This window comes from Clostridium porci (assembly GCF_009696375.1).
Classification (GTDB): domain Bacteria; phylum Bacillota; class Clostridia; order Lachnospirales; family Lachnospiraceae; genus Enterocloster; species Enterocloster porci.
This window is the reverse complement of record NZ_VUMD01000003.1, coordinates 204,612-228,177: the sequence shown is the minus strand read 5'-3', so window position 1 is coordinate 228,177 and position 23,566 is coordinate 204,612. Positions and strand designations below refer to the sequence as shown.

Here is a 23,566-nt window from a genome sequence, read left to right as displayed (position 1 = left end):
GTAAAGCTTAAAGCTGATCCTTATAATAGGCCAGCATTAAATCCACCATTCGTCCATAGCTGCGAACTCCGTCTTTCTGGCGGTTGGCTCTCAGGTATTTATCGTTTAGCCGGGCGGAGGCCTCAGCCACCCGGCCTTCAAAGCCGTTCCAGAACTGGCGGTTTAAGGCCAAGTCTTGTATTGCTTCTGGTTCCAGCCGGGAGTGAAGCTCATAGTAGGCTTCCAGATCCACGCCCGCCAGAGCATTTCCTGCATAGACCCATCCTGTAAGGTAGCCGCTGTAACGGAAGTACGGCGACTGGGAACCGATGCATGCCAAATAGCCGATAAAGTTAGCCTCATCCTCTCTCATAAATCCCTTTAGGTGGGACAGCTCATGACAGATGGTGTGAGGGATGTTGTAGTAAGGCATTTCTCTGTTGTAGTTGGCTTCGATGGTAAAGGGGGAGTAGATTCCGCATAGCTGCTGCACTGATAGAAGCCTGGGGAGTATCAGAGGTTTGGGGTAGGGATAGTAGCCCTTTAGCTGAGGGAAATCCTCCCCCAATCCATTCATAGCCTTCTGGCCTGCAATTCCCATGGCCTTTAAAGCGGGTGCAGAGGGGAGAGGCATGTCCTCTGTTTGGCCCGGATAAAAAAGCTCCAGCCCGTTCTCTATGTCCTCCTCCCACTGGAGGGAGAGATTTACCTGATCTACAAGATAGCTGCATAGCTGGTACAGATCGTCTGGGGAAGATTTTTCTATATTTATTCCCGCTTCGTAAGAAAAAGGATTCCGCTCGTAGTTGATTCCGCAGTTAACAGTGTACATCAAAAGCAGGAAGGAAACGATCAAAAAGCCTCTGGAAAGAATCAGGACAGGTTTTTTAATATGGCGGCAGATGTAGAAGAGGGAAAATAGGAGCAGGCTATATACCCCTGCCTCCGAAAGAGAGAAGGGGAACAAACTGCAGAACCGCCCCAGTGTGCTTTCCAGCTTAGGATAGACCGTGAGAGCATAGGACTGAGCAAAGCCGGGGATGGTTCTGGCGCAAAAAACCAGTATCCCTGATAGGGCAGAGAATATGATTCCCAAAGTCCAGAAGAGGGAAGTATTCTTACCGGCAGAAGCCAGGGGAGGACCTGAGGCCCCAGGCTTTTGCAGGGGGGTGCTGGATAAAAGGGGGATGCAAATAGGAAGCTTCATTTGTAGTACCTGCCTTTACGTAGGAGTAAGAATACTTTTTAACAGCCGGTATTAGTTCTTTTATATATTCATATTATAGCAGACCCTTGTTGCCAGTCAAGAAATAGTTCCCAGGAAATGGAGGCTTAAGTTTGAAACAGAACGCCTTTAGAAAAAAAGACGCAGCATGGAATAAAGAACTGCCAAAAGAAGAAGCCAGCTTGTCAGGGGGCAGGCGGCGATGCAGTCTATAAAGGGATTGTGCTTTAAACACCCGGCTCCTGTGTGAAGAGTACATTCTCTGGCAAGCTTTCCGGGGGAAAAGTCCAGACATTGGTAATAAAATTCCTTTTGTTTTGCCGGCTGGAGACTGTAGTGGATCGCCGCCTTTACATCGTCTAGCTGTTCCCTGCTGTGGGCGCTGTAGGGCACCACAGGAATCTGCAGCACATCCTGAAGCAGAGTCATGTCAATGCAGATGCCTTTGCTTTCAGCCTCTTCCCAGGAGCTGACGCACAGAATCAGAGGGATACCCTGCTCCCGTACCTGTTCCAGGCTGAGCAGCTCCTTAAGCTGGTGAAGCCCCTGCTCCAGACAGAAGGCGTCACATACCAGAACAATAACCTCAGGCTGCTGATGATCTGAGAAGCGTCTGGCCTCCAGCGTTGTGAGAAGACAGTTCAAACCGCTGTATTGATAGCTTCTTTTTAATCCAATCCAAGCGATAGGAAGGGGATTGGCAAGTCTTGATAAAAGGGTACGTATTCCTGAACTGGAATTACCTGTAAGGGCGATGATATGAAGGTTGTTTTGCATTAAACCACTCCAAACAAGATATTGGCCTAAAGCCTTTATGATCAGATATGCTTAGGCTTCCGTCAGGTGCATGGCATGAACGCCAAATTACGTATATTGATCCCCTGCTTTTGATAAGTCAAGGATAGCTTGACGGCTGCGGCATAATCTACTATACTAGACCGTGGTTGGAACATGCTTTCTTCCGGCTGTGCGGCAGGCTCTGGAGAATGAATGTTTAATTATAGGTTGGCGTGAGTACGAGAAGCAGACTGGGCTGCAGAGGCTTCCTTGAGAGCCAGAAACGTAAAGATGGGATAGGAGAGTAAAAATATGGGATTTCAGGATGATTATGTAATGCGGACGATCAGCGATCTGGTACGTGCCATTGCAAGGCTGGCGCTTGGAAAAAATGATATAGACTATGAGCTGCCGGCTGACGAGGCGGCTGATACGGAACTGGATCGGGTTTACCGGAGACTGAAAAATATGGTGGATGAAGGCGATATCAATGGTGCGGAGAATTACCTTTCTGATGAGCTGGACACAGAAAATAAGGGATATTTGGAGATGGCTCTCACCTTCTATATGTATCTGAATCAGCTTTCAGACGCTGAGCTTTATGAGGCTGATTATTCCCGTGAGGAGATCGTGGAGGGGATTAACAGCATTTGTGCGGAATATGGTATTAGCGGTTTTGAACATTTTGTAGATACAACGATGGTTTAGAATACAACAGCCAGATGGTCATGGTGACATGGCCTTCTGGCTGTTTTTTGCCCTGAATCGGAAAAAAGCTTTTGCTCCGGGGTAAAAAACAAAGAAAGAGGATTTTAATGGAGATAAATAAAGAGTGCGCCCAATATTTGGGAGACTATTATAAGGGGCTGTTCTTTGGAAATGTAAATAGGAGATACCGGGCTACCACAAAGGCTGAGGCAAATAAACGCCTGGGACGTTTGACACAAGAGCGTTTAGGGAAAATTGTAAGGGCCAATGAACTTAGTGACATACATGCCATGACATCAAAGGTCTGCTCCTATTTAATGCGCCGGGAAAACTATTTAAAGCCCGGAGCCATGACAGAGGAATGGGACAGGGACTATAAGCATATGCAGGCATTCTGCTGCGCGTTAGCCAGGAAGGATTTGGAATATGTTTCCTCCCTGACGCTGGAGGAACTGAAGCAGGTAATGAAAATGCAGGGAGTCCGCCGCTATCTACTGACGAATTCCCTGGAGCGGGCCTATCAGCTTTTCTATATCCCCAAAACCATCAAGAGGGGGATTCGGGAGGCCATCCAGAAGAAGCCTGAGGACGAATATCCAGGCGCTAGGGAGATGAAGCGCAAATTTATTCTTCATGTAGGCCCAACTAACAGCGGTAAGACTCATGATGCCCTGGAGCGGTTAAAGGAATGCAGTCACGGGGCTTACTTCGGCCCCTTAAGGCTTTTGGCCCTGGAGGTTTATGACCGTTTGAACACAGAGGGATTATCCTGCTCTATGATAACCGGAGAGGAAATGCTGGAGATACCAGGAGCCTTGTGCCAGGCATGTACAGTCGAAATGCTCAATGACCATGAGTATTTTGATATTGCGGTGGTAGATGAGTGTCAGATGATAGCGGAACCCCATCGGGGGCATAATTGGACCAGAGCTGTCCTGGGGCTGAGGGCAGAGGAAATACATCTTTGCATGGCGCCTGAAGCAGAGGACATCATAACAGAAATGATTAAACGCTGCGGCGACCAGTATCGTGTGGTACGGCATAAGCGGAATACGAGGCTCACCCTTGAAAAGAAAGCCTTTGGCCTAAAGACAGATTTGAGAAAGGGAGACGCCCTTATTGTATTTTCCAAGAAATCAGTTCTGGCTTTGGCAGCTCATCTGGAGAATGAGGGAATCCGATGCAGCGTTATCTACGGAAGTCTTCCTCCTGCCACCCGGAGGGAGCAGGTGCGCCGCTTCCTGGAAGGGGAGACGGAGATAGTGGTCAGCACCGATGCCATTGGGATGGGGCTGAACCTTCCCATTCGAAGAATTGTTTTTGTGGAAACTCGGAAATTTGACGGCGTGAACAGGCGAGATCTGACGCCTGAGGAGATCAAGCAGATCGCCGGACGGGCCGGCAGATACGGACTTTACGATGAAGGCTTCGTTACTGCGGTGGATGGACTTAAGGTGATTGAGGACGGCCTGCTTCGAATGCCTATGCCCATTATGAAAGCTTATGTGGGCTTTCCAGAGCAGCTTTTGAGTCTGCCTTCAGAAATAGACAATCTGATTAAAATATGGGCGGGAATGGACGCTCCCTCCATCTACGAAAAGATGGAGGTAGACGAGCTTTTGGCGTTGTATATGAGCTTTGAGCATGTTCACAGGAAGGATTTGGGGGAATATACCAAGCAGGAGATTTACAAGCTGATTACCTGCTCTATCGATATTGGTAACAAACTTGTTATGGAGCTGTGGAAAGATTACTGCAGCCAGTACCGGGAGGTGGAGGAGCTGGAATTTCCCTACAGTCCTGGGGATGATCTGTATGCTCTGGAAAGCTATTATAAGATGCTGGATTTGTATTTTCAGTTTTCAAGAAAGGTGGGCCTGCCGGTTCAGAAGGAGAATCTGGAGGAGGAGCGGCGGCGTACGGAGGAAGTGATCAGCTGCATTTTAAAAACGGAATGTGCCAGCTACTCGCGTAAATGTGCCAGCTGCAAAAGGGAGCTTACATGGGATTATCCCTTCTCCGTCTGTCAGCGGTGCTTTAAGAGGGGAAAGGTAAACCGGGCTCACAGATATAGCCAGGGCAGGCTAAGAAACGGAACAAGCATACAACAAGAGGAGAATTAAGGAGGTAAAAGAGATGGAAAGTCAACGTATCATTCAGGTGGAGGAGAAGGTACCCTTAAAGCTTTTAGTACCGTTAAGCATTCAGCACATGTTCGCTATGTTCGGCGCATCGATTCTGGTGCCCTTTATCTTCGGGATTAATCCGGCGGTGGTGCTGTTTATGAACGGTATTGGCACCCTGCTGTTTATTCTTATTACGAAGGGAAAGGCTCCTGCCTATTTGGGCTCCAGCTTTGCGTTTCTGGCTCCGGCTGGTGTTGTCATCAGCAATTTCGGATACGCATACGCGCTGGGAGGCTTTGTGGCAGTGGGGTTTTGCGGCTGTATTCTGGCGTTGGTTGTCTACCGGTTTGGAACAGGCTGGATCGATATTGTACTGCCTCCTGCTGCCATGGGGCCCGTTGTAGCCTTAATTGGGCTGGAGCTTTCAGGGACTGCTGCAAGCAACGCGGGTCTTCTGGAAGAGGTGATTGACCCTAAGAAGCTCATTGTGTTTATGGTAACCTTGGGTACGGCTGTGTTTGGCTCTATTTTATTCAGAAAGTTTTTTTCTGTCATACCGATTCTTATAGCAGTTATGGCAGGTTATGGGGCGGCTCTCATATGCGGGATTGTGGACTTTACAGAGGTAGAGGCGGCTCCGCTGTTGGCTCTCCCTAACTTTTCTGCCCCTAAGTTCAGCCTGGAGGCCATACTGATGATTCTTCCGGTGCTTCTGGTTATAACTTCAGAGCACATTGGCCATCAGGTAGTAACCAGCAAGATTGTAGGCCGTGATCTGCTAAAGGATCCGGGGCTTCACCGCTCCCTGTTCGGAGATAATTTTTCTACCATGCTATCCGGCCTTATCGGCTCTGTACCTACAACTACCTACGGAGAGAATATAGGGGTTATGGCGATCACACGTGTATACAGTGTCCGTGTGATCGGAGGGGCAGCCATTTTGTCTATTATTTGCTCCCTTATCGGCAAGCTATCCGCCCTGATAAGCACCATTCCAGGTCCTGTCATCGGCGGAATCTCCTTCCTCCTTTACGGGATGATAGGAACCTCAGGGCTGCGCATCCTGGTAGATTCCAAGGTAGACTACGGCAGCTCCAGAAATCTGGCGCTCACCTCTGTTATTTTCGTGACAGGTCTTTCAGGAATTTCTGTAAAGATTGGGAATATTCAACTGACAGGTATGGTTCTGGCCTGCGTGGCAGGAATGATTCTAAGCCTGCTCTTTTATTTGCTGGAGCGTTTTCACCTTACCAATGATCAGACTTAATGACTCAGCCGCTGCCTGCTGTAGTGATAAACATTAAGAAGGAATGAAAGTAACCGGAAGGCAGCGGAGCAAAGGTCAGGGCTCCGCTGCCCGTACCAGAACCTCCTTTGCATTTGCGGCTCGAAGGCCGATAAGCCTGCCTCGGATCAAGTAAGCGGATATGGAATCTGTCCTTCCTTTCAGGATGCAGGTAATCGGCTCCTTGGATATAAAGCCAAGATGTTTTAAGTGCTCTGCCATGTAGGGTTCACAGATAATCCATACAACTTCAGCCGTTTCTCCAGACTTTAATTCGTTTAAGGGATATACCATAAAAACATTTCCAGGGAAGCTTTACAATAATATATGCGGCAGTTCCTTAAACGGGTGAATACCATCCAAAAGAAGTCTGCGTTTCTAATCTAACAGCACAGGTACAGGCTTGTGAAAGCTTAAGGAGCTGGGTGTTACAGAACAGTCCCAGGCAAGCACATGAACTCCGGCTCTGGCAGCAGCCCTCAGTGTCTGGCCGAAGGCCGGGTGAGTGGCATCATTGGGTTTAAAGCCGTGAATCCCCTTCATCTGGATTACAAAGAGCACATATGCCTCACATCCCTCCTGATGTGCCTTTATAAGGCTGTTGAGGTGCTTAAGGCCCCGCTCAGTGGGAGCGTCAGGAAACATTGTCATGCCCTCGTCTTCCAGGGTAACGCCCTTTACCTCCATGAACGCCTGGGTACCGGGATGATTGTCTGGTGTTCGGGACAAAGAGGCAATGCTTCCAGAAGAGGGGGATGCATTCCTGCCTTTGTTCCGGAAGAGGGTAAAGGCCAGATCAAATCTAGAATCTTCATAGTTTACCTCTCTGCGTATGGATTCTATTTTATCATAAGCTCCCAGCAGGGCCTGGGGGCTGGTCTTAAGCCATTCCCATGCAGCCTTATTAGGAGCCTGAGAATCCATGTTGATCAGCAGTCTATCCTTATATACCGCAATGATGTCGTACTGGGTCTTGCGGCCGGTAAGAGCAGCGTCCGGGTGGTATTCCAAAACGACTGTAACCCCAGGGATCAGAAGCTCCCTGCATCGTCCTGTGTTTTTTACATGGCAAACTACATGTCGTTCTTCTATTTTTACATGGGCGATAAAACGGTTAGGGCGGCTTAAAAAGGTTCCTGTTATAATATGTTCGTATTTCATAATCGAACTTCTCCTTTAAATTTTAGGCAAAGGGGCTTAAAATCCCTGCCGGGAAGCAGCTGTCCTGGCAGGGGTCATGCTCTGCCTCCTTATCCTGTACAATAGTATAGCAGAAGAAGCCCTTAGGTGAAAGCGGGGTTTATTTTTTTAGTCATTTTCCCACAGAAGTGTTTTGAGCTTTGAACCTGCACTGGAGAAAGGAACATATTTCTTTTTGTGTTTTGGTTGCGATTGTACCGGAAATATGTTAGGATTTCTATATATGTACAGATAGAAAGAAAATGTTATTGACAAAGTGAGGATCAGAATATGAGATTGACCTATCAGAGTACAAGGGGCGGTGAGTCGGGGGTTACGGCTTCTATGGCCATCTTACAGGGGCTTGCAAAGGACGGCGGTTTGTTTATGCCTGTTGAGATTCCAAAGCTGGACGTGTCCTTTGAGACGCTGTCAGGCTTGACGTATCAGGAAACTGCCTATGAAGTGATGAAGCTGTTTTTTGCCGATTTTACGGAGGAGGAGCTTAAAAGCTGTATAAGCAAAGCCTATGACAGCAAATTTGATACAGGGGAGATTGCGCCTTTGGCAAAGGTGGACGGAGCTTACTATCTGGAGCTGTATCATGGAAGCACCATTGCCTTTAAGGATATGGCTCTTTCTATTCTGCCTCATCTTATGACAGTCTCCGCTAAGAAGAATAAGGCGGACAAGGAGATTGTAATTCTCACCGCAACCTCCGGGGATACAGGAAAGGCGGCGATGGCCGGGTTTGCGGATGTACCCGGAACCAGAATCATTGTATTTTACCCAAAGGACGGAGTAAGCAGGATTCAGGAGCTGCAAATGCGCACACAGAAGGGGGACAATACCAGCGTGGTTGCGATCCGCGGCAACTTTGACGATGCCCAGACAGGTGTTAAGCGCCTCTTCGGCAATCAGGCTTTGAAGGAGGAGCTGGTCTCTAAGGGCTTTCAGCTTTCATCCGCCAACTCCATCAATATTGGAAGGCTGGTGCCCCAGGTGGTGTACTATGTATATGCCTATGCCAGGCTGCTGGCCAATCAGGAGCTTGAACAGGGAGAGGAGATTAACGTGGTGGTACCCACGGGGAATTTCGGCAATATTCTAGCTGCCTATTTTGCGAAAAAAATGGGACTTCCCATTAAGACGCTGGTGTGCGCTTCCAATGAAAATAAGGTATTGTACGATTTCTTTACCACAGGCACTTATGATAAAAGGCGGGAGTTCATCCTTACGAGCTCCCCTTCTATGGACATCCTCATCTCCAGCAACCTGGAGCGTTTAATATACCTAAGCACAGGCTGCGACGGAGCGGCCAACGCGGCATTTATGCAAGAGCTGGCGGAAAAGGGCAGCTACACCATAACCCCTGCCATGCGTGAATTTATGTCAGATTTTACCGGCGGCTTTGCCACGCAGAAGGAAAATGCGGCTGCTATCAAGAATATATTTGACAGAGCCGGCTATCTGATTGATACGCATACCGGCGTTGCGGCGGCTGTTTACAAGCATTACAGGGCATCCACCGGCGATACGGCCAAGACGGTGATTGTTTCCACTGCCAGCCCCTATAAATTCTCCGGCAGCGTGATGGAAGCCATTGCAGGCAGCGAGGAGCTTGTGGGTAGGGACGAATTCCAGATCGTGGATGATTTAAGCCGGTTTACCGGTACAGCGATTCCGGCTGCCGTGGAGGAGATTCGCAGCGCTCCTGTTCTCCACAATTTGGAATGTGATGTGGAAAAGATGGAGGAAACAGTTAAGAATCTTCTGGGGATTTAAGGCGGATTTTGAAACTTGTATAAAACGATCTTTCTTTTTAATCGTAACTGCGATATAATAAGCAAGATAGTTAAAAGCATAACAAGGTTTTAAGGAGGGTATCACATGTTAGTTTCAGCAAAAAGGATGCTTGATAAAGCAAGAGAAGGCAAGTATGCAGTAGGACAGTTTAATATCAATAATCTCGAATGGACCAAATCCATCTTACTGACAGCGCAGGAGCTTCAGTCTCCCGTGATTCTGGGTGTTTCTGAGGGAGCAGGAAAATATATGGCGGGTTACAGAACGGTATCCGCCATGGTGAAGGCTATGCTGGAGGAGCTGAATATTACGGTTCCCGTAGCTCTGCATCTGGATCACGGCTCCTATGAGGGCTGCTACCAATGCATCAAGGCAGGCTTTTCCTCCATTATGTTCGACGGTTCCCATTATTCGATTGAGGAGAATATTGAGAAAACCAGGGAGCTGGTAAAAGTTGCCCATGCTATGGGGCTGTCACTGGAGGCAGAGGTTGGCTCTATCGGCGGTGAGGAAGATGGAGTAGTTGGTCTTGGAGAATGTGCTGATCCGCAAGAATGCAAGGCCATCGCGGATTTAGGGATTGACTTTTTGGCAGCAGGTATCGGCAATATCCATGGAAAATATCCTGAGAATTGGCCAGGACTTCGTTTTGACGTGTTAGAGAGCATTAAGAAGGCGGTAGGTGATATGCCGCTGGTGCTTCACGGTGGAACAGGTATTCCTGAGGATATGATTAAGAAGGCTGTCAGCCTGGGAGTGGCTAAGATTAACGTTAACACCGAGTGTCAGCTGACCTTCGCGGCAGCTACCAGAGCGTACGTGGAGGCAGGTAAGGATCTGGAAGGCAAGGGCTTTGACCCAAGAAAGCTGCTGGCTCCAGGGGCAGAAGCTATAAAGGGAACGGTGAAAGAGAAAATGGAACTGTTCGGCAGCGTAGGAAAGGCCTGATTCTTAACATTAAGACAGCTTAATAATCATTATTAGAATAAAAATATGGTTTTCGTAAAAAAATGCTTGCATTTTGAGGGAAAATGGTTTATTTTAATAAAGAACAAGGGTGTTCTCTCTGAATGGGGGAACGCCTTTTTTATTATACCCCCGTCTGAGGTGCGGCAAAAGAATGCTAAAGCTGCGCCTTCGTTTGCGAGATGTATGCTTGAAGCTATCCTCAGTCTATGGTCTGGTTATGTAGCGCAGCACGCTGGTATGAACAAAGGGGATTTATGAATAAAGAAAAAGAGAGGATGGAAAAAGGGATGAGCGAGGTATTAAAGGTAGTTGAAATGTTCGGCAGGAATGTATTCAACGATGGGGTTATGAGGGATCGCCTGCCAAAGAACGTATATAGGAAGCTGAAAAAGACCATCGAAGACGGCGCTGAGTTGGACCCCGGCATTGCCGACGTCGTGGCTCATGCCATGAAGGATTGGGCCATTGAGAGAGGGGCTACCCACTACACCCATTGGTTTCAGCCTCTGACAGGAGTAACGGCTGAAAAGCATGATTCTTTTATTTCTGCTCCCAGTGACGGAAAGGTGATTATGGAATTTTCCGGAAAGGAACTGATTAAGGGAGAGCCGGATGCTTCTTCTTTTCCATCTGGAGGCTTAAGGGCGACCTTTGAAGCTAGAGGCTATACCGTTTGGGATTGTACCTCCCCTGCGTTTCTGAGAGAGGATGCCGTCGGCGTAACCCTTTGTATTCCTACTTCCTTCTGCTCCTACAACGGCGAGGCTCTGGATAAGAAAACCCCATTGCTGCGTTCTATGCAGGCGGTCAACGAGCAGGCATTGAGGATTCTCCGGCTCTTTGGCAACACAACTGCCAAAAGAGTGTCTCCCTCTGTAGGGGCTGAGCAGGAATATTTTCTGGTTGACCGTGAGAAATATTTGCAGCGCAAGGATCTGATTTATACAGGACGCACTCTGTTTGGAGCAATGCCTCCGAAGGGGCAGGAGCTGGAGGATCATTACTTCGGCGCTATCCGTGAACGGATCGGTTCCTACATGAATGACGTCAATAAAGAGCTGTGGAAATTAGGAGTGCCTGCCAAAACACAGCACAATGAGGTCGCTCCTGCGCAGCATGAGCTGGCGCCTATATACGAGGGAGGCAATCAGGCGGCAGACCATAACCAGATTGTAATGGAGACGCTCAAGAAGGTAGCAGGCCGTCATGGAATGGCCTGTCTTCTTCATGAAAAGCCCTTTGCGGGAGTAAATGGATCGGGTAAGCACAATAACTGGTCTCTGACCGCAGATGACGGTACTAACATGATGAATCCGGGAGATACGCCTCATGAGAATGTTCAGTTCCTTTTGGTGCTGGCCTGCATTATGAAGGCTGTGGATATTCATGCGGATCTGTTAAGGGAGTCTGCCGCTGATGTGGGAAATGATCACCGGCTGGGAGCGAATGAGGCTCCGCCTGCAATTATCTCTGTATTTCTGGGGGAGCAGCTGGAGGATGTGATCGATCAGCTTTGCAGCAGAGGCGAGGCGACCCATTCTAAGTCGGGGGGAACCCTAAAGACTGGCGTTGACATTTTGCCGGATTTGGATAAGGACGCGACAGATCGCAACAGAACCTCACCCTTTGCTTTCACTGGTAATAAGTTTGAGTTCCGTATGGTGGGTTCCTCTGATTCAATCGCTTCTTCTAATACAGTTTTGAATACCATTGTAGCGGAAGCATTTAAGGAGGCGGCGGATAAGCTTGAGAAGGCAGAAGACTTCGATATGGCGGTTCATGATTACATTAAGGAGACGCTCTCAGCTCATAGAAGAATTATCTTTAATGGTAATGGATATTCTGGCGAGTGGGTAGAGGAGGCAGAGAAGAGAGGGCTTCCTAATATCAGGTCTATGGTGGACGCGATTCCTGCCCTGACTACAGAAAAGGCAGTAAGGCTGTTTGAGGAGTTCGGGGTATTTACAAGAGCGGAGCTGGAGTCCAGGGCAGAGGTGGAATATGAGAACTACAGCAAGGCCATTAATATTGAGGCCAGAACCATGTATGATATGGCAAGCAAGTCGATTATTCCTGCTGTTATCCGGTATATTACCAAGCTGGCTGAATCTGTTTCGGCTGTAAAGACTGCCTGCCCGGAGGCAGATGTAAGTGTACAGACGGAGCTTTTGATAGAGACCTCTGATCTGCTGTCTGAGACAAAGGTTGCTTTGGCGGCTCTGGCTGATAAAACGGAGAGAGCATTTGGGTTAGAGACAGGAAAGGATCAGGCATTGTTTTTCCACAAGGAGGTATTTCCTGCAATGGCAGCTCTGAGGGCGCCTGTTGACAAGCTGGAGATGATCGTGGATAAGGATTTGTGGCCAATGCCCAGCTATGGTGATTTGATTTTTGAGGTATAGCTACAGGCAGAGGAGTTGGTTTCGGACGTACATCTTCAAAGAACAGAGGGGAGAGGGCGCCCGCTGTATCATGAGGAATAGGTATTTTGCAAGGATAGAGCAGGGTCTGCCGGATTCAGGCAGGCCCTGCCGTGTTTTTGGGCATATCCTGCCTGGAGCTGTACACCTAAAGCCTATAGCTGTGTTGAGCAGCTATGCATAACGAGTGAGTTAGGGCTTGCATTTTTTTTTTGTTATGCTATAATGTTCATATATTGCTAAAAATATAATATTTTGAACGAAACGGAAAATGAGGGAACATGACATGGATAGACTGGGGCTTGTGTGCAGAGCAATTTTGGAGCGGCCTGACATTACACAGAGGGAATTGGCAGCTTTGCTGGACGTGTCTCTGGGTACGGCTAATGGGCTGATTAAGGAGTGTATTGAAAGAGACTATATTGAAGAGAATCGCAGCCTAGATGGAAGGGATAAATGGAAACTGCGCCAGGCGGGAGAGGCGCTTTTGGAGCCGTACAGGGTGGATGGGGCCCTGATTATTGCGGCGGGCTTTGGCTCTCGGTTTGTGCCGCTGACTTTTGAGACTCCCAAGGGGCTTTTAGAGGTGTTTGGGGAGCGGATGATAGAGAGGCAGATAAAGCAGCTTCATGAGGCAGGTATAAGAAATATTACCATTGCGGTAGGGTATTTGAAGGAAAAGTTTGAGTATCTGATAGATAAGTATGATGTAGATCTTCTTTATAATCCGGAATATTCCAGTAAGAATACATTAGCTACCATTTACAGAGCAGGCAAGGCGCTGGAAGGCCGGAATATGTATATTCTGTCCTCGGATAACTGGATGAGGAAGAATATGTATCATAGCTATGAATGTGGTGCCTGGTACAGCAGTGTTCTTCAGAAGGGGGAGACCAAGGAATGGTGTCTGAGCTTTAATAAAAAGGGACGGATAACCCAGGTAAAGATTGGAGGAAGGGATCAGTGGGTGATGTACGGCCCGGCGTACTTTTCCAGGGAGTTTTCTAAACAGTTTCTGCCAGTGCTGGAGGCTTACTACAAAACTCCGGGAACAGAGCAGTTTTACTGGGAGCAGGTCTATGCGGATATGCTGGAGGGGGCAGCAAAGGATCGGCTGTGGGAGGACAAGGAGCTTCTTAAGAAGGCGGAGAAGGCTTCCGGCCTTCCGGCTTCCCGGTGGGGCGAGATAGAGATGGATGTGAACCGGCAGCCGGAGGATCAGGTATATGAGTTTGAGAATCTGGAGGAGCTTAGGCTGTTTGATACGAAGTATCAGAAAGGATCGGATAATGAAGCAATGGGGCTGGTTTCCAGGCTATTTAAGGTGCCGGAGTCGGAAATCTATGATATCCGCTGCATGAAAGCGGGGATGACCAATAAATCCTTTCTCTTCAAGGTAGGAGAGCGCCACTGCATTTGCCGGGTGCCCGGTTCTGGAACAGAGCTTCTCATTAACAGGAAGGAGGAGGCCAGGGTATATGAGGCGATAAGGCCTTTGGAGATTGCGGAGCATTTGCTCTATATAAATCCAGACACCGGATATAAGATTGCGGATTATTATGAAGGTGCGCGAAATGCTTCTGCCGCAAACTGGGAGGACATGGAACGGTGCATGGGAGTGGTAAGGCAGCTTCACCAGTCTGGGCTCAGAGTGGAGCACAGCTTTGATATCAGGGAGCGGATTGATTTTTACGAAGAGCTGTGCAGGAGACACGGAGGAATCCTTTTTGAGGACTACGTGGAGGTCAGAGGATGGATGAACTGGCTGATGGATACCCTGGATACCATGAACCGTCCCTCCTGTCTGTGCCATATTGACCCGAATGTGGACAACTTTCTTGTTTTGGAGAGCGGGGAAATAAAGCTTCTGGATTGGGAGTATGCAGGCATGTGTGATCCCATTGTGGATATTTCCATGTGCGCCATCTACTCTTATTATGGCGAGGAGGAGATGGAGAAGCTACTTTGTTTGTACCTTCAGCGGGAACCAGAAAAGGATGAGCTGTTCGCCCTCTATGCCAATGCTGCTCTTGGGGGCTTTCTGTGGAGCCTGTGGGCTGTATATAAGAGCGTTTTAGGGGACGAGTTTGGAGAGTACACCATTATCATGTACCGCTATGCAAAGAAATATTACAGGAAATTACGGAAATTATACATTCAATAAGCAAATGATTGAATACTCTCAAAGCTATCCCTTACCTAGTATGCTCAATTCCTTATAGGTCGATGCATGGTTTTTAAGATGCAGTACCCATTGCTTCATTACATTGATATATTAAAATACGCAGCGGATAAGGCATGAAAATCATGGGCTGACATTGACGGGAGTTGACGGCCTTAAGGCGCAAGAAGGGGAAGGGGATGGAGAAATTATAAAGAGAACAAGCATACAGAAGGGCTGCCGCATCGGTTATTGTACCGGTGGGGCAGCCCTGTTAAGATCTAATGTAAATTAAAAGGGCATATGGTCCGGATCTGGCGCACTGCGTTCTCCGGTTTCCAATGATGCTATGATCCTCATGTCTTCTTCATCCAGTGTGAAATCAAAGATCTGAAGGTTTTCTTCCATGCGTGAAGGAGTGACTGATTTGGGAATTGTAATAATCCCTCTCTGAATTTGCCACCGCAGTACAATCTGGGCCACGGATTTCTTGTGCCTTGCGGCAATCTCTGCCAGAGCCGGAACATGGAACATGCGTCCCTCCATAAAGGGAGAGTGAGCTGTAATCCGAATGCCCAGCTGTTGGCAGAATTGCTGGGTTTCATCCTGGGGCAGGAAGGGATGGTATTCGATTTGGTTGACAGCCGGGACAACGGGTTCTCCTTCAATCATTTCCCTGATATGGTGGGGCTTAAAGTTGCTGATACCAATAGCCCGTACTTTCTTTTGAGCATAAAGCTCCTCCAATGCCTGGTAGCATCCTCTGGAGTTAGGCTTGGGCCAGTGAATGATGTAAAGATCCAGATAATCGGTATCAAGCTGGTGAATGGTTTTTTCGAATGCGTTTAATGTTTCGTGATAACCCATATCTGTGACCCAGACTTTGCTGGTGATAAAGATATCTGAGCGGCTGACGCCGCTTTTTTTAATTCCTTTTCCGACTCCTGTTTGATTATCGTAGGCGGATGCGCAGTCCAGATGACGATATCCCAGAGAAAGGGCAGCCGCAACCGCGTGCTCCACAGCAGAGCCGTCGGGAATCTGATAGGTTCCAAAACCTATGACAGGAATTGTCGCGCCATTGTTAAGAGCAATCGTAGGTATCATAAACACTCCTCCTTAATAATTTAAAAATTAAATTTTATTAAACTATAATTTAATGATATAAAAGATTGAACAAAAAGTAAATTGTTAAAATTAAACATAAAATAATCGGTAATATTGTAAAAAATAACCTTTATAAATAAATTGACATTGGCAAACTTACGTTATATAATTTAAATAGATTTAAAAAATTCAATAAAATTTAAAAAGGAGGAAGGTAAATGAAACGTTGGTTAGCAGTATTCATGGCTGTAGGTTTGGTTTTAGCATCAATGGGGTGTGGAAGAAAGGAGGCGCAGACAGCCGATTCGGGGGAGGCCAAAACAGCAACAGAGGGAAAGACGCCGGAGGGCAGTGAAGCAGCAGGATCTACAGAGGCTGTGGCAGGGGAGGCAGCAGACAATCAGGAGGGGAAAAGAGTCATTGGTTTTTGCCCTCCTACTATGAATAATCCATTTTTTTATTGGATTGAGCAGAATGTAAGAAAAGCAGTAGAGGCTCGGGGGGACACCCTGATTACTATGGATCCTCAGCTGGATCAGCAGAAGCAGATTGAGCAGGTAGAAGACCTTTTAACGCAGGGAATTGATGCATTGCTTCTGTGCCCCTATGATTCCAACAGTATTAAGAGCGCATTGGTTTCCGCGTCGGAGAAAGGCGTTCCGATTATTATCTTCGATACACCGGTAGTTGACAGTGAATATGTAGAGACGACGGTTGCCTCGGATAACTACAAAGCAGGAGTGGTAGTGGCGGAAGATTTGAAGTCCCGCCTGCCTAAGGGCTCCAAGATTGCCTGTCTGGTTTCTCTGGCTGGCGAGACAGATCGTAAAAGATTGCAGGGCTTTACAGACACGCTGGGAGACGACTATGAGATTGTGGCTCAGCTGGATGGTAAGGGAGATACCGGTGTATCCTTACCGCTGGCAGAGGATATTCTTCAGGCTCACCCGGATTTAGGTGCATTTTTCTGTGGAAATGATCCTTCAGCGATTGGAGCGGCACAGGCAATCGGGGCAGCACAAAAGACCGGAGAAATCCTGGTGTATGGCGTGGATGGATCACCAGAGGCTAAGGCTGCGATTAAGGCAAAAGAGATGACTGGAACGGGCGCGCAGTCGCCAACTAATATTGCCAACTATGCGGTTGAGGCAGCATATGCCTGTCTCAATGGGGAGAGCTTAGAGGAAAACACGGTAGTTCCCACCTTTATTATTAACCAGGACAACATTGATACATATGGTACGGAAGGATGGCAGTAACTAAGGCTGACACACGCTCTGGGTGTGTTGTACCGGATGCAATGTAAAATCAGGAGGTCTGGATAAGCTTCAGACCTCCTGGAAAACGGGGAGAACCAGGTTATGGAGACAGAGAATTTATTAAAGATGACAGAGATTGACAAGAGGTTTCCAGGGGTTCATGCGCTGAAAAAGGTGTCATTTCAGCTAAAGACAGGAGAAGTTCATGCGCTTTTGGGTGAGAATGGGGCGGGCAAATCCACGTTGATGAATATTTTGGGCGGCGTATTTCCGGCAGATTCCGGAAGAATTGAAATAAAAGGGAAGCCTGTGAGTATTGAGAAGGTATCAGACGCTCAGAAGCATGGAGTGGCGGTAATCCACCAGGAGCTGGTGCTGGTTCCTCATATGACCATTGCGGAAAATGTGTTTATGGGGAGAGAGCCAAAGACAAGATGGGGGACGGTTGATACAGCCTTTATGGAACGAGAAGCAGAGAGAATGATTCGCCGGGTAGGGCTGGAGCTGCCCGCCTGTACCATTGTGGGAAGCCTTAGCGTTGCGCAGCAGCAGATGGTGGAAATTGCAAAGGCGCTTTCTCTAAAGGCAAACATTTTGGTAATGGATGAGCCTACCTCTTCATTAACAGAAAAAGAGGTGCAGGTATTGTTTCAAATTGTGAACAGGCTGAAGAAGGAAGGCGTAGGTATTATCTACATTTCTCATCGAATGTCAGAGCTGTTTGAAATTACAGACCGGATCACGGTGATGCGGGACGGAATGTATATAGAAACAAAGCTTACGAAAGAGACCGATACGGATGAACTGGTAGCTTTGATGGTGGGCAGGAAGCTGGAAAATTATTATACCAGAAATTATAGAAAACCAGGCAAGGTGACTCTGGAGGTTCGGAATCTTGGAGACAGGTATAAGCTGAAGAATATCAGTTTTCTTGCCAGAGAAGGAGAAATATTAGGATTTTCCGGGCTCATCGGAGCAGGAAGGTCAGAACTGATGCAGGCAATCGTGGGATTGGAGCCCTATACGGAAGGGACTGTGCTTATCAGTGGGAAGGAGCAGAAAGGTCATTCATATCAGGACACATTAAAACAGGGACTGGCCTTTGTGCCGGAGGATCGGAAAAAGCAGGGCCTGATTTTGATCAATTCAGTGGCCTTTAACCTGACCATAACTGTGTTAAAGGAATTTATTCATGGAGTGGCAGTGAGCCAAAAGAAGGAAGAGGGGATTGCGGAGAGAAGCATTGAGAATCTAAGAATCAAGGTTTCCGGGCATAATCAGATCGCAGGAAACCTTTCCGGTGGAAATCAGCAGAAGATACTGATTGGGAAATGGCTGGCGACAAATCCGAAGATATTGATTGTAGATGAGCCTACCAGAGGTGTGGATGTGGGGGCGAAGGCCGATATATACGCGATCATAGATGGATTAGCCGCAAAAGGGATTACCATCATCATGGTATCCTCTGATTTAAATGAAATTATGAATATGTGTGATCGGGTAATTGTAATGAAGAATGGGCGGATCACCGGTGAAGTCAGCCGGGAGGAGCTGAGCCAGGAAAGGATCATGCAGTATGCGACAGATGAGGGAGGGAAGACAGACCATGTTTGATGCAGTAAAAAAATTTACAGACAAGCATCAGAAAAACGGTGCAGTGAAGTATGTAAAAACAAATTTGGGAATCCTATCTGCATTTTTCATCATGTTCTTATTTTTGAGCTTAGCAACACAGAGGTTTTTGACAGCAGATAACTGGATCAACATTTTTCGGCAGGTGACAACCAATACAACGATTTCCATTGGTTTGATGATGGCGATTATTATATCTGGTATCGACCTGACGGTAGGCTCTATTATCGCGCTGTCTGGCTGCGTAACTGTAAAGGCTATCGTAGCTTTGGGAATCCCGGTTTTTTGGGCGGTAATTTTGGGCTGTTTTGTGGGAGCGCTGTCCGGGTTGATTACAGGGTGCATTATCGCGTATACAGATATGCCGCCATTTGTGGTGACGCTGGCAATGATGAACGTAGGGCGCGGAGCTGCTTATCTGGTGGCAAACGGATCGCCAATCCGGTTATCGACAGAGGAATTTGAACAAATCGGCTCCGGCTATCTTGGATTCATTCCTCTGCCGGTAGTTTATACTGGCTGCCTGCTTCTTTTAACATGGTTTATTCTGAACAGAACCAGACTGGGGCGCCACATTTATGCAGTAGGAGGAAACAGGGAAGCCGCCAGATTTTCAGGAATCAATATTAAGAGAGTACAGATTTTTGTATATACATACAGTGGATGCCTGGCGGCATTTGCAGGAATCGTGCTGGCTTCCCGTATGGCATCTGGACAGCCGGCTGTAGGAGTCGGGTATGAGACGGACGCGGTTGCCGCTTCTGTTTTGGGTGGAGCCAGTATGACCGGCGGCGTGGGTACCATAGGCGGACTGGTTATCGGCGCGCTGGTAATCGGAATCCTAAGCAACGGACTGAATCTTCTGGGAGTAAATTCGTTTTGGCAGTACATTGCAAAGGGAGTTGTCATTCTGATAGCGGTATACATTGATATGTTCCGAAAGCGCAAGCAGCGGTTCTGATGTATTCGGAACCTTGCTATAAAAGAAAAAGGAGGTTTTATTATGTTAGTGCCATTAAAAGAATTATTGGAGGATGCAGATAAGCACAGATATGCGGTGGGGTCGTTTAACACCCCGAATCTGGAGACGCTGCGGGCTGTAGTGGCGGCTGCGGAGGAGACTGGCCGCCCAGTAACCTTAAATCATGCCCAGCCCCATGAGGCGGTGATTCCCGTAGAGGAGATAGCTCCTTTGATGCTGAAATACGCCAGAGAGTCTAAGGTGCCTATGAGTGTCCACATTGATCATGGTCAGACAGAGCTTTTTGTCAATAAGGCAGTTCGTCTGGGCTTTACCTCCATTATGTACGATTGCTCTGGGCTTCCCTTTGAGGAAAATGTTAGAAGAGTAAAGGCATTTGTGGATATGGTACATCCCTTGGGGATTACAGTTGAGGCTGAGCTGGGGCAGATGCTGCTGAATACAGCAGACGGAGGCAGCGAGGATGGAAATACCAAGGCGGATTTTTATACAGATCCACAGCAGGCAGCAACGTTTTGCGAGCTCACAGGAGTAGATGCGTTGGCAATTACCTTTGGAACGGTACACGGAGTATATGATACACCTCCGACTCTGGATATCGAACGTTTGAAGGAAATCAGGGAAAAGGTAGACGGCCGTGCGGCTTTAGTTATGCACGGAGGCTCCGGGACGCCGGCAGATCAGGTAAAAGAAGCAGTGCTCAATGGAATCCGTAAGATTAATTATTTTTCGGCTATGGATGTAGCGCCTGCCCCTGAGCTGTTAAAAACGATCCAAAAGGCAGAGGGCAAGCCGGTTCATTATGCAGATCTGTCTTTTATGGTTACTCAGATTATAAGGGAAAAATGTATTGAGGCAATTAAAATGTTCGAGAGCGTCAGGCTTTAAGACATTAGAAAATTACTGATTGTTTCCTTGCCAGTGGAAAAAGAGTATGGTATATTGACCATAAGAAAGGTGGAATGGAGCATGAAAAACAAAGATATTGCAGAAATGCTGCAGATTTCTCCAGCGACCGTATCACTGGCATTGAACAATCGGGAAGGAGTTAGCGAAGAGACCCGCAGAAAGGTTTTGGAGTTGAAAAACAGCTCGGTAAGGAAGGAGCTGGCAGCGGGAGCAGGGCGCAGCGCCAAAGGCGACATTGGCCTGCTGATTTATAAGAAACATGGAAACATTATTTCAGAAACTCCGTTTTTTGTAACGTTAACAGAGAGGCTGGACCAGCAGGCAGGAAAACACCTGTACGGGGTCTACATTTCCTATTATAATTCATCGAAAGACATTCATAGTTATCTGAGAAGTCTGGAAAATTCCAATATTTTAGGGGTGATGGTCCTGGCGACCGAGATGAACCAGGAAGATGTAACACTGCTAAAGCGTGAGCTGGATATGCCCTTTGTTCTGATTGACGCTTATTTCCCGGGAGAGAAGACGGATTCCATTCTGATGGATAATTACAGCGGAATGATGCAGATTTTGAAGTATGCCGCAGAAAAAGGCCATGAAAGGATTGGCTTTGTGGGAAGTACGATTCCAACGAATAATTTTACGGAGCGGTTTGATTACTTTCGGATTGGGCTGGAAAAATACCATCTGTCCTACCATGAGGAATTTGTTTTCTGGGTTCCCCCTACTATTGACGGAGCCTGCAAAGCGATGGCAGAGCAGCTTAGAATGGGGAAAAAATTGCCAACGCTGTTAGTTGCAGCCAACGATATATTGGTATTTGGCGTGTTGAATGCGCTAAAACAGAGTCAGGTAAGGGTGCCGGAGGATGTATCGCTTATCGGCTTTGACGATATGCCTACATCCCAGTATTTAGATCCGGCCCTGACGACGGTTAAGCTGAATAATGAGATGATAGGAACGCTGGCTGTGAACCGGCTTGTGGAGATGATTGAGAAGCCGTATACCAGAAAATACACGGTACATAGCATGGTAGAGGTGGATTTGGTGGAACGGGAGAGTGTGAAAAGGATGAGATAGGAGTGACGTTGCAGACGCGGATGCCAAAAGGAGGAAGGGCCTGTGGCAGATATTGTTTGTATCGGATGCGCGCTGGCAGATATTATGGTAGAAGGACTGAAGGTTGAGAAGGAGAAGATCCGTACCGAATTTCAGAACCGGTTTCATTTTACGGACAGAATTAGGATGACACTGGGGGGAGATGCCTTAAATGAAGCGCTTGTATTGGGAAAATTAAAGAAAAAGGTTGCTTTGATCTGTGGCCTGGGGGAGGATCTCATCGGATGGATGATTGCGGATCAGGCCCAAAAAGCTGGAGTGGATATTTCGAATGTTGTCTGGGATTCAGATTCGGATAGTCAGATTAACATTCTACTGATTCAGGAGGATAAGGAAAAGTATTTTATAGAAGAGCCGGCGCCGAAGGTGATGTATTTTATTCCCTCGGAGGAGGCGCTTAAGGGGGCGAGGATCGTGACTCTGGCCAGTCTCTTTTCGCCGCCCTTTGACCGGAAGGATGTGATTTACCAGACCATTTTAAACGCGAAAAAAAATGAAGCCATTCTATGCGCAGACGTGATTCTGACGCCCTTTACCCATATTGGTCTGGAAGAACTTCAGGACTCTCTGGCGTTGATTGATTACTTTTTCCCCAATGAAGAGGAAGCCAGGATTCTGACAGGGAAACAGACGGTAGAAGAGATGGGAGAGGTTTTTTGTAATTATGGAATAAAAAATGTGATTATCAAACGGGGTGACAAGGGATGTTATGTAAGAAATAGTCAGGGAGAATGGCACATGCCTGCGTATCGCGGCAGATTGGTTGATGCTACCGGAGCGGGAGACTGCTTTTTGGCAGGTTTTACGGCGGCGTTGCTGGAAAATCAAAGTTTGGAAGAGTGCGTCCGGTTTGCCAGCGCAGCAGCGCTGCTGGCAGTGGGAAGCATAGGGGCAACCACCGGGATTTCTGGCAGAGAAAACATTGAAGAAATTCTAAACCAGCAGCAGAGCTTGCAGGGAGGTGGCAGGTAATGCGGTTTGCAACACGTATCAATTCCTTCTTGCGAGATGGACAGAGCTTGAAAGCTGCATTAAACGAAATTGGCTCTGTGACAGGATTAGATTTTGTTGATTTAAATTATCCAGAGCACATGCGAGGAATAACAGCAAGCGAGATGAAGGAAATGCTGGATGTTAGTGGGCTGAAGCTGAACGCAGTAAATCTGCGCTTTCGAGATGAATATCTGCATGGGATTTTTTCCAGTAGCAGAGCGGATGTCCGGGAGAAGGCGGTTAACCTATGTCAGGAAGCGGCAGAATGGTGCACCCTTTTGGGTGGAACCCAGATTATCGTGTGGCTGGGATTTGATGGATATGACTATTCCTTTCAATGTAATTATGAGGCTGCATGGGAGCGGCTGGCTGATTGCTTTGCAAGGGTCTGCCATAGGGCGGACTGCCGGGTCAGCATCGAATATAAGCCCTATGAAGAACGGGCATTTGCTCTTTTGGAGAGTTGGGGTTCTGCCTGGCAGATGGTTCAAGCGGTGGGCTGTTCCAATCTGGGAATTACGCTGGATTTTTGCCATATGCTGATGAAAAAGGAAAATCCTGCCTTTGCGGCGGCGCTTTTGCTGGAAAAGGGAAAGCTGTATGGGATTCACCTAAACGATGGGGAAGGATCTTGTGATGATGGACTCATGGTTGGCTCGGTGAATTTCTGGAAGCTTCTGGAGTTGTATTATTATTTGATGAAATACCGCTATGAGGGAGTAATATACTTTGATACATTTCCCAAAAGAGAGAACGCAGTCAGGGAGTGCAGAATGAATATCCAGATCTGTGCAAAGATAGAAGCTCTGATCGGGACAATCGGGCTTTCCAACATACAGAATACCATTGAGCAGAACGATGGGATAGCGGTTATGGAGATGCTGTATGGCCTGGCGTGACAGCATCAGGCAGCAGATTTCGGAATAGGAG

19 protein-coding genes are annotated in these 23,566 nt (G+C 47.6%); 14 read left to right on the top strand and 5 right to left on the bottom strand.

The features are described from left to right. Positions 1–7: 7 nt before the first annotated feature. Both FYJ39_RS04795 and FYJ39_RS04790 read right to left on the bottom strand, forming a co-directional pair. A complete protein-coding gene (locus FYJ39_RS04795; RefSeq protein ID WP_154471313.1) occupies positions 8–1,186 on the bottom strand; it encodes a DUF3810 domain-containing protein in 1,179 nt (392 codons plus the stop codon). 147 nt (positions 1,187–1,333) lie between these two features. Then, positions 1,334–1,981, bottom strand: a complete 648-nt coding sequence (locus FYJ39_RS04790; protein ID WP_154471312.1) for a FeoB small GTPase domain-containing protein — start codon at positions 1,979–1,981, stop codon at positions 1,334–1,336. Between the two features lie 312 nt (positions 1,982–2,293). Between FYJ39_RS04790 and FYJ39_RS04785 the strand changes: the two genes are divergently transcribed. The 3 genes from FYJ39_RS04785 (at position 2,294) to uraA (ending at position 6,082) form a co-directional block, all read left to right on the top strand. Next, positions 2,294–2,689, top strand: a complete 396-nt coding sequence (locus FYJ39_RS04785; RefSeq protein WP_154471311.1) for a DUF6483 family protein — start codon at positions 2,294–2,296, stop codon at positions 2,687–2,689. 107 nt (positions 2,690–2,796) lie between these two features. Beyond that, complete coding sequence (locus FYJ39_RS04780; RefSeq protein ID WP_154471310.1) at positions 2,797–4,812, top strand: helicase-related protein; 2,016 nt, start codon at positions 2,797–2,799, stop codon at positions 4,810–4,812. Between the two features lie 13 nt (positions 4,813–4,825). Next, positions 4,826–6,082: a uracil permease gene (gene uraA / locus FYJ39_RS04775; RefSeq protein WP_154471309.1), complete on the top strand. Its 1,257-nt coding sequence runs from the start codon at positions 4,826–4,828 to the stop codon at positions 6,080–6,082. Positions 6,083–6,157: 75 nt separating this feature from the next. Here uraA and FYJ39_RS04770 read toward each other — a convergent pair whose 3' ends face one another. Next, complete coding sequence (locus FYJ39_RS04770; protein WP_154471308.1) at positions 6,158–6,394, bottom strand: FeoA family protein; 237 nt, start codon at positions 6,392–6,394, stop codon at positions 6,158–6,160. A gap of 84 nt (positions 6,395–6,478) precedes the next feature. Continuing rightward, positions 6,479–7,261, bottom strand: coding sequence for a DNA/RNA nuclease SfsA (locus FYJ39_RS04765; RefSeq protein WP_154471307.1), 783 nt, complete (start codon positions 7,259–7,261; stop codon positions 6,479–6,481). Positions 7,262–7,570: 309 nt separating this feature from the next. On the opposite strand from FYJ39_RS04765, the gene thrC reads away from it, so the two are divergent. The 4 genes from thrC to FYJ39_RS04745 all read left to right on the top strand — a co-directional run bounded on the left by thrC (position 7,571) and on the right by FYJ39_RS04745 (position 14,638). Beyond that, the gene (gene thrC, locus FYJ39_RS04760; protein ID WP_154471306.1) at positions 7,571–9,064 is read left to right on the top strand and encodes a threonine synthase; all 1,494 of its coding nucleotides are present in this window, start codon (positions 7,571–7,573) and stop codon (positions 9,062–9,064) included. 105 nt (positions 9,065–9,169) lie between these two features. Continuing rightward, on the top strand, positions 9,170–10,033 hold the full coding sequence (gene fba / locus FYJ39_RS04755) for a class II fructose-1,6-bisphosphate aldolase (protein WP_154471305.1): 864 nt from the start codon (positions 9,170–9,172) through the stop codon (positions 10,031–10,033). A 308-nt stretch (positions 10,034–10,341) separates the two neighbouring features. After that, the gene (locus tag FYJ39_RS04750; protein ID WP_154471395.1) at positions 10,342–12,456 is read left to right on the top strand and encodes a glutamine synthetase III family protein; all 2,115 of its coding nucleotides are present in this window, start codon (positions 10,342–10,344) and stop codon (positions 12,454–12,456) included. A gap of 304 nt (positions 12,457–12,760) precedes the next feature. After that, complete coding sequence (locus FYJ39_RS04745; protein WP_154471304.1) at positions 12,761–14,638, top strand: sugar phosphate nucleotidyltransferase; 1,878 nt, start codon at positions 12,761–12,763, stop codon at positions 14,636–14,638. Between the two features lie 288 nt (positions 14,639–14,926). Here the strand turns inward: FYJ39_RS04745 and FYJ39_RS04740 are convergent, their stop codons facing one another. Next, complete coding sequence (locus tag FYJ39_RS04740; RefSeq protein WP_154471303.1) at positions 14,927–15,742, bottom strand: aldo/keto reductase; 816 nt, start codon at positions 15,740–15,742, stop codon at positions 14,927–14,929. 218 nt (positions 15,743–15,960) lie between these two features. Here FYJ39_RS04740 and FYJ39_RS04735 point away from each other — a divergent pair, with 218 nt between their 5' ends. From FYJ39_RS04735 to FYJ39_RS04705, 7 genes are all read left to right on the top strand, one after another. Then, a complete protein-coding gene (locus FYJ39_RS04735; protein ID WP_207708691.1) occupies positions 15,961–17,001 on the top strand; it encodes a sugar ABC transporter substrate-binding protein in 1,041 nt (346 codons plus the stop codon). A gap of 102 nt (positions 17,002–17,103) precedes the next feature. Further along, on the top strand, positions 17,104–18,615 hold the full coding sequence (locus FYJ39_RS04730) for a sugar ABC transporter ATP-binding protein (protein ID WP_154471302.1): 1,512 nt from the start codon (positions 17,104–17,106) through the stop codon (positions 18,613–18,615). Next, complete coding sequence (locus FYJ39_RS04725; protein ID WP_154471391.1) at positions 18,608–19,594, top strand: ABC transporter permease; 987 nt, start codon at positions 18,608–18,610, stop codon at positions 19,592–19,594. Before FYJ39_RS04730 ends, FYJ39_RS04725 begins: the two co-directional genes overlap by 8 nt. 42 nt (positions 19,595–19,636) lie before the next feature. Then, a complete protein-coding gene (locus tag FYJ39_RS04720) occupies positions 19,637–20,503 on the top strand; it encodes a class II fructose-bisphosphate aldolase (RefSeq protein WP_154471301.1) in 867 nt (288 codons plus the stop codon). 81 nt (positions 20,504–20,584) lie between these two features. After that, entirely contained in the window at positions 20,585–21,604 is a 1,020-nt protein-coding gene (locus FYJ39_RS04715; protein ID WP_154471300.1) for a LacI family DNA-binding transcriptional regulator, read from the top strand. Between the two features lie 42 nt (positions 21,605–21,646). Then, positions 21,647–22,615: a carbohydrate kinase family protein gene (locus FYJ39_RS04710; protein ID WP_154471299.1), complete on the top strand. Its 969-nt coding sequence runs from the start codon at positions 21,647–21,649 to the stop codon at positions 22,613–22,615. Beyond that, complete coding sequence (locus FYJ39_RS04705; protein ID WP_154471298.1) at positions 22,615–23,535, top strand: sugar phosphate isomerase/epimerase family protein; 921 nt, start codon at positions 22,615–22,617, stop codon at positions 23,533–23,535. Before FYJ39_RS04710 ends, FYJ39_RS04705 begins: the two co-directional genes overlap by 1 nt. The last annotated feature ends 31 nt before the right edge of the window (positions 23,536–23,566 follow it).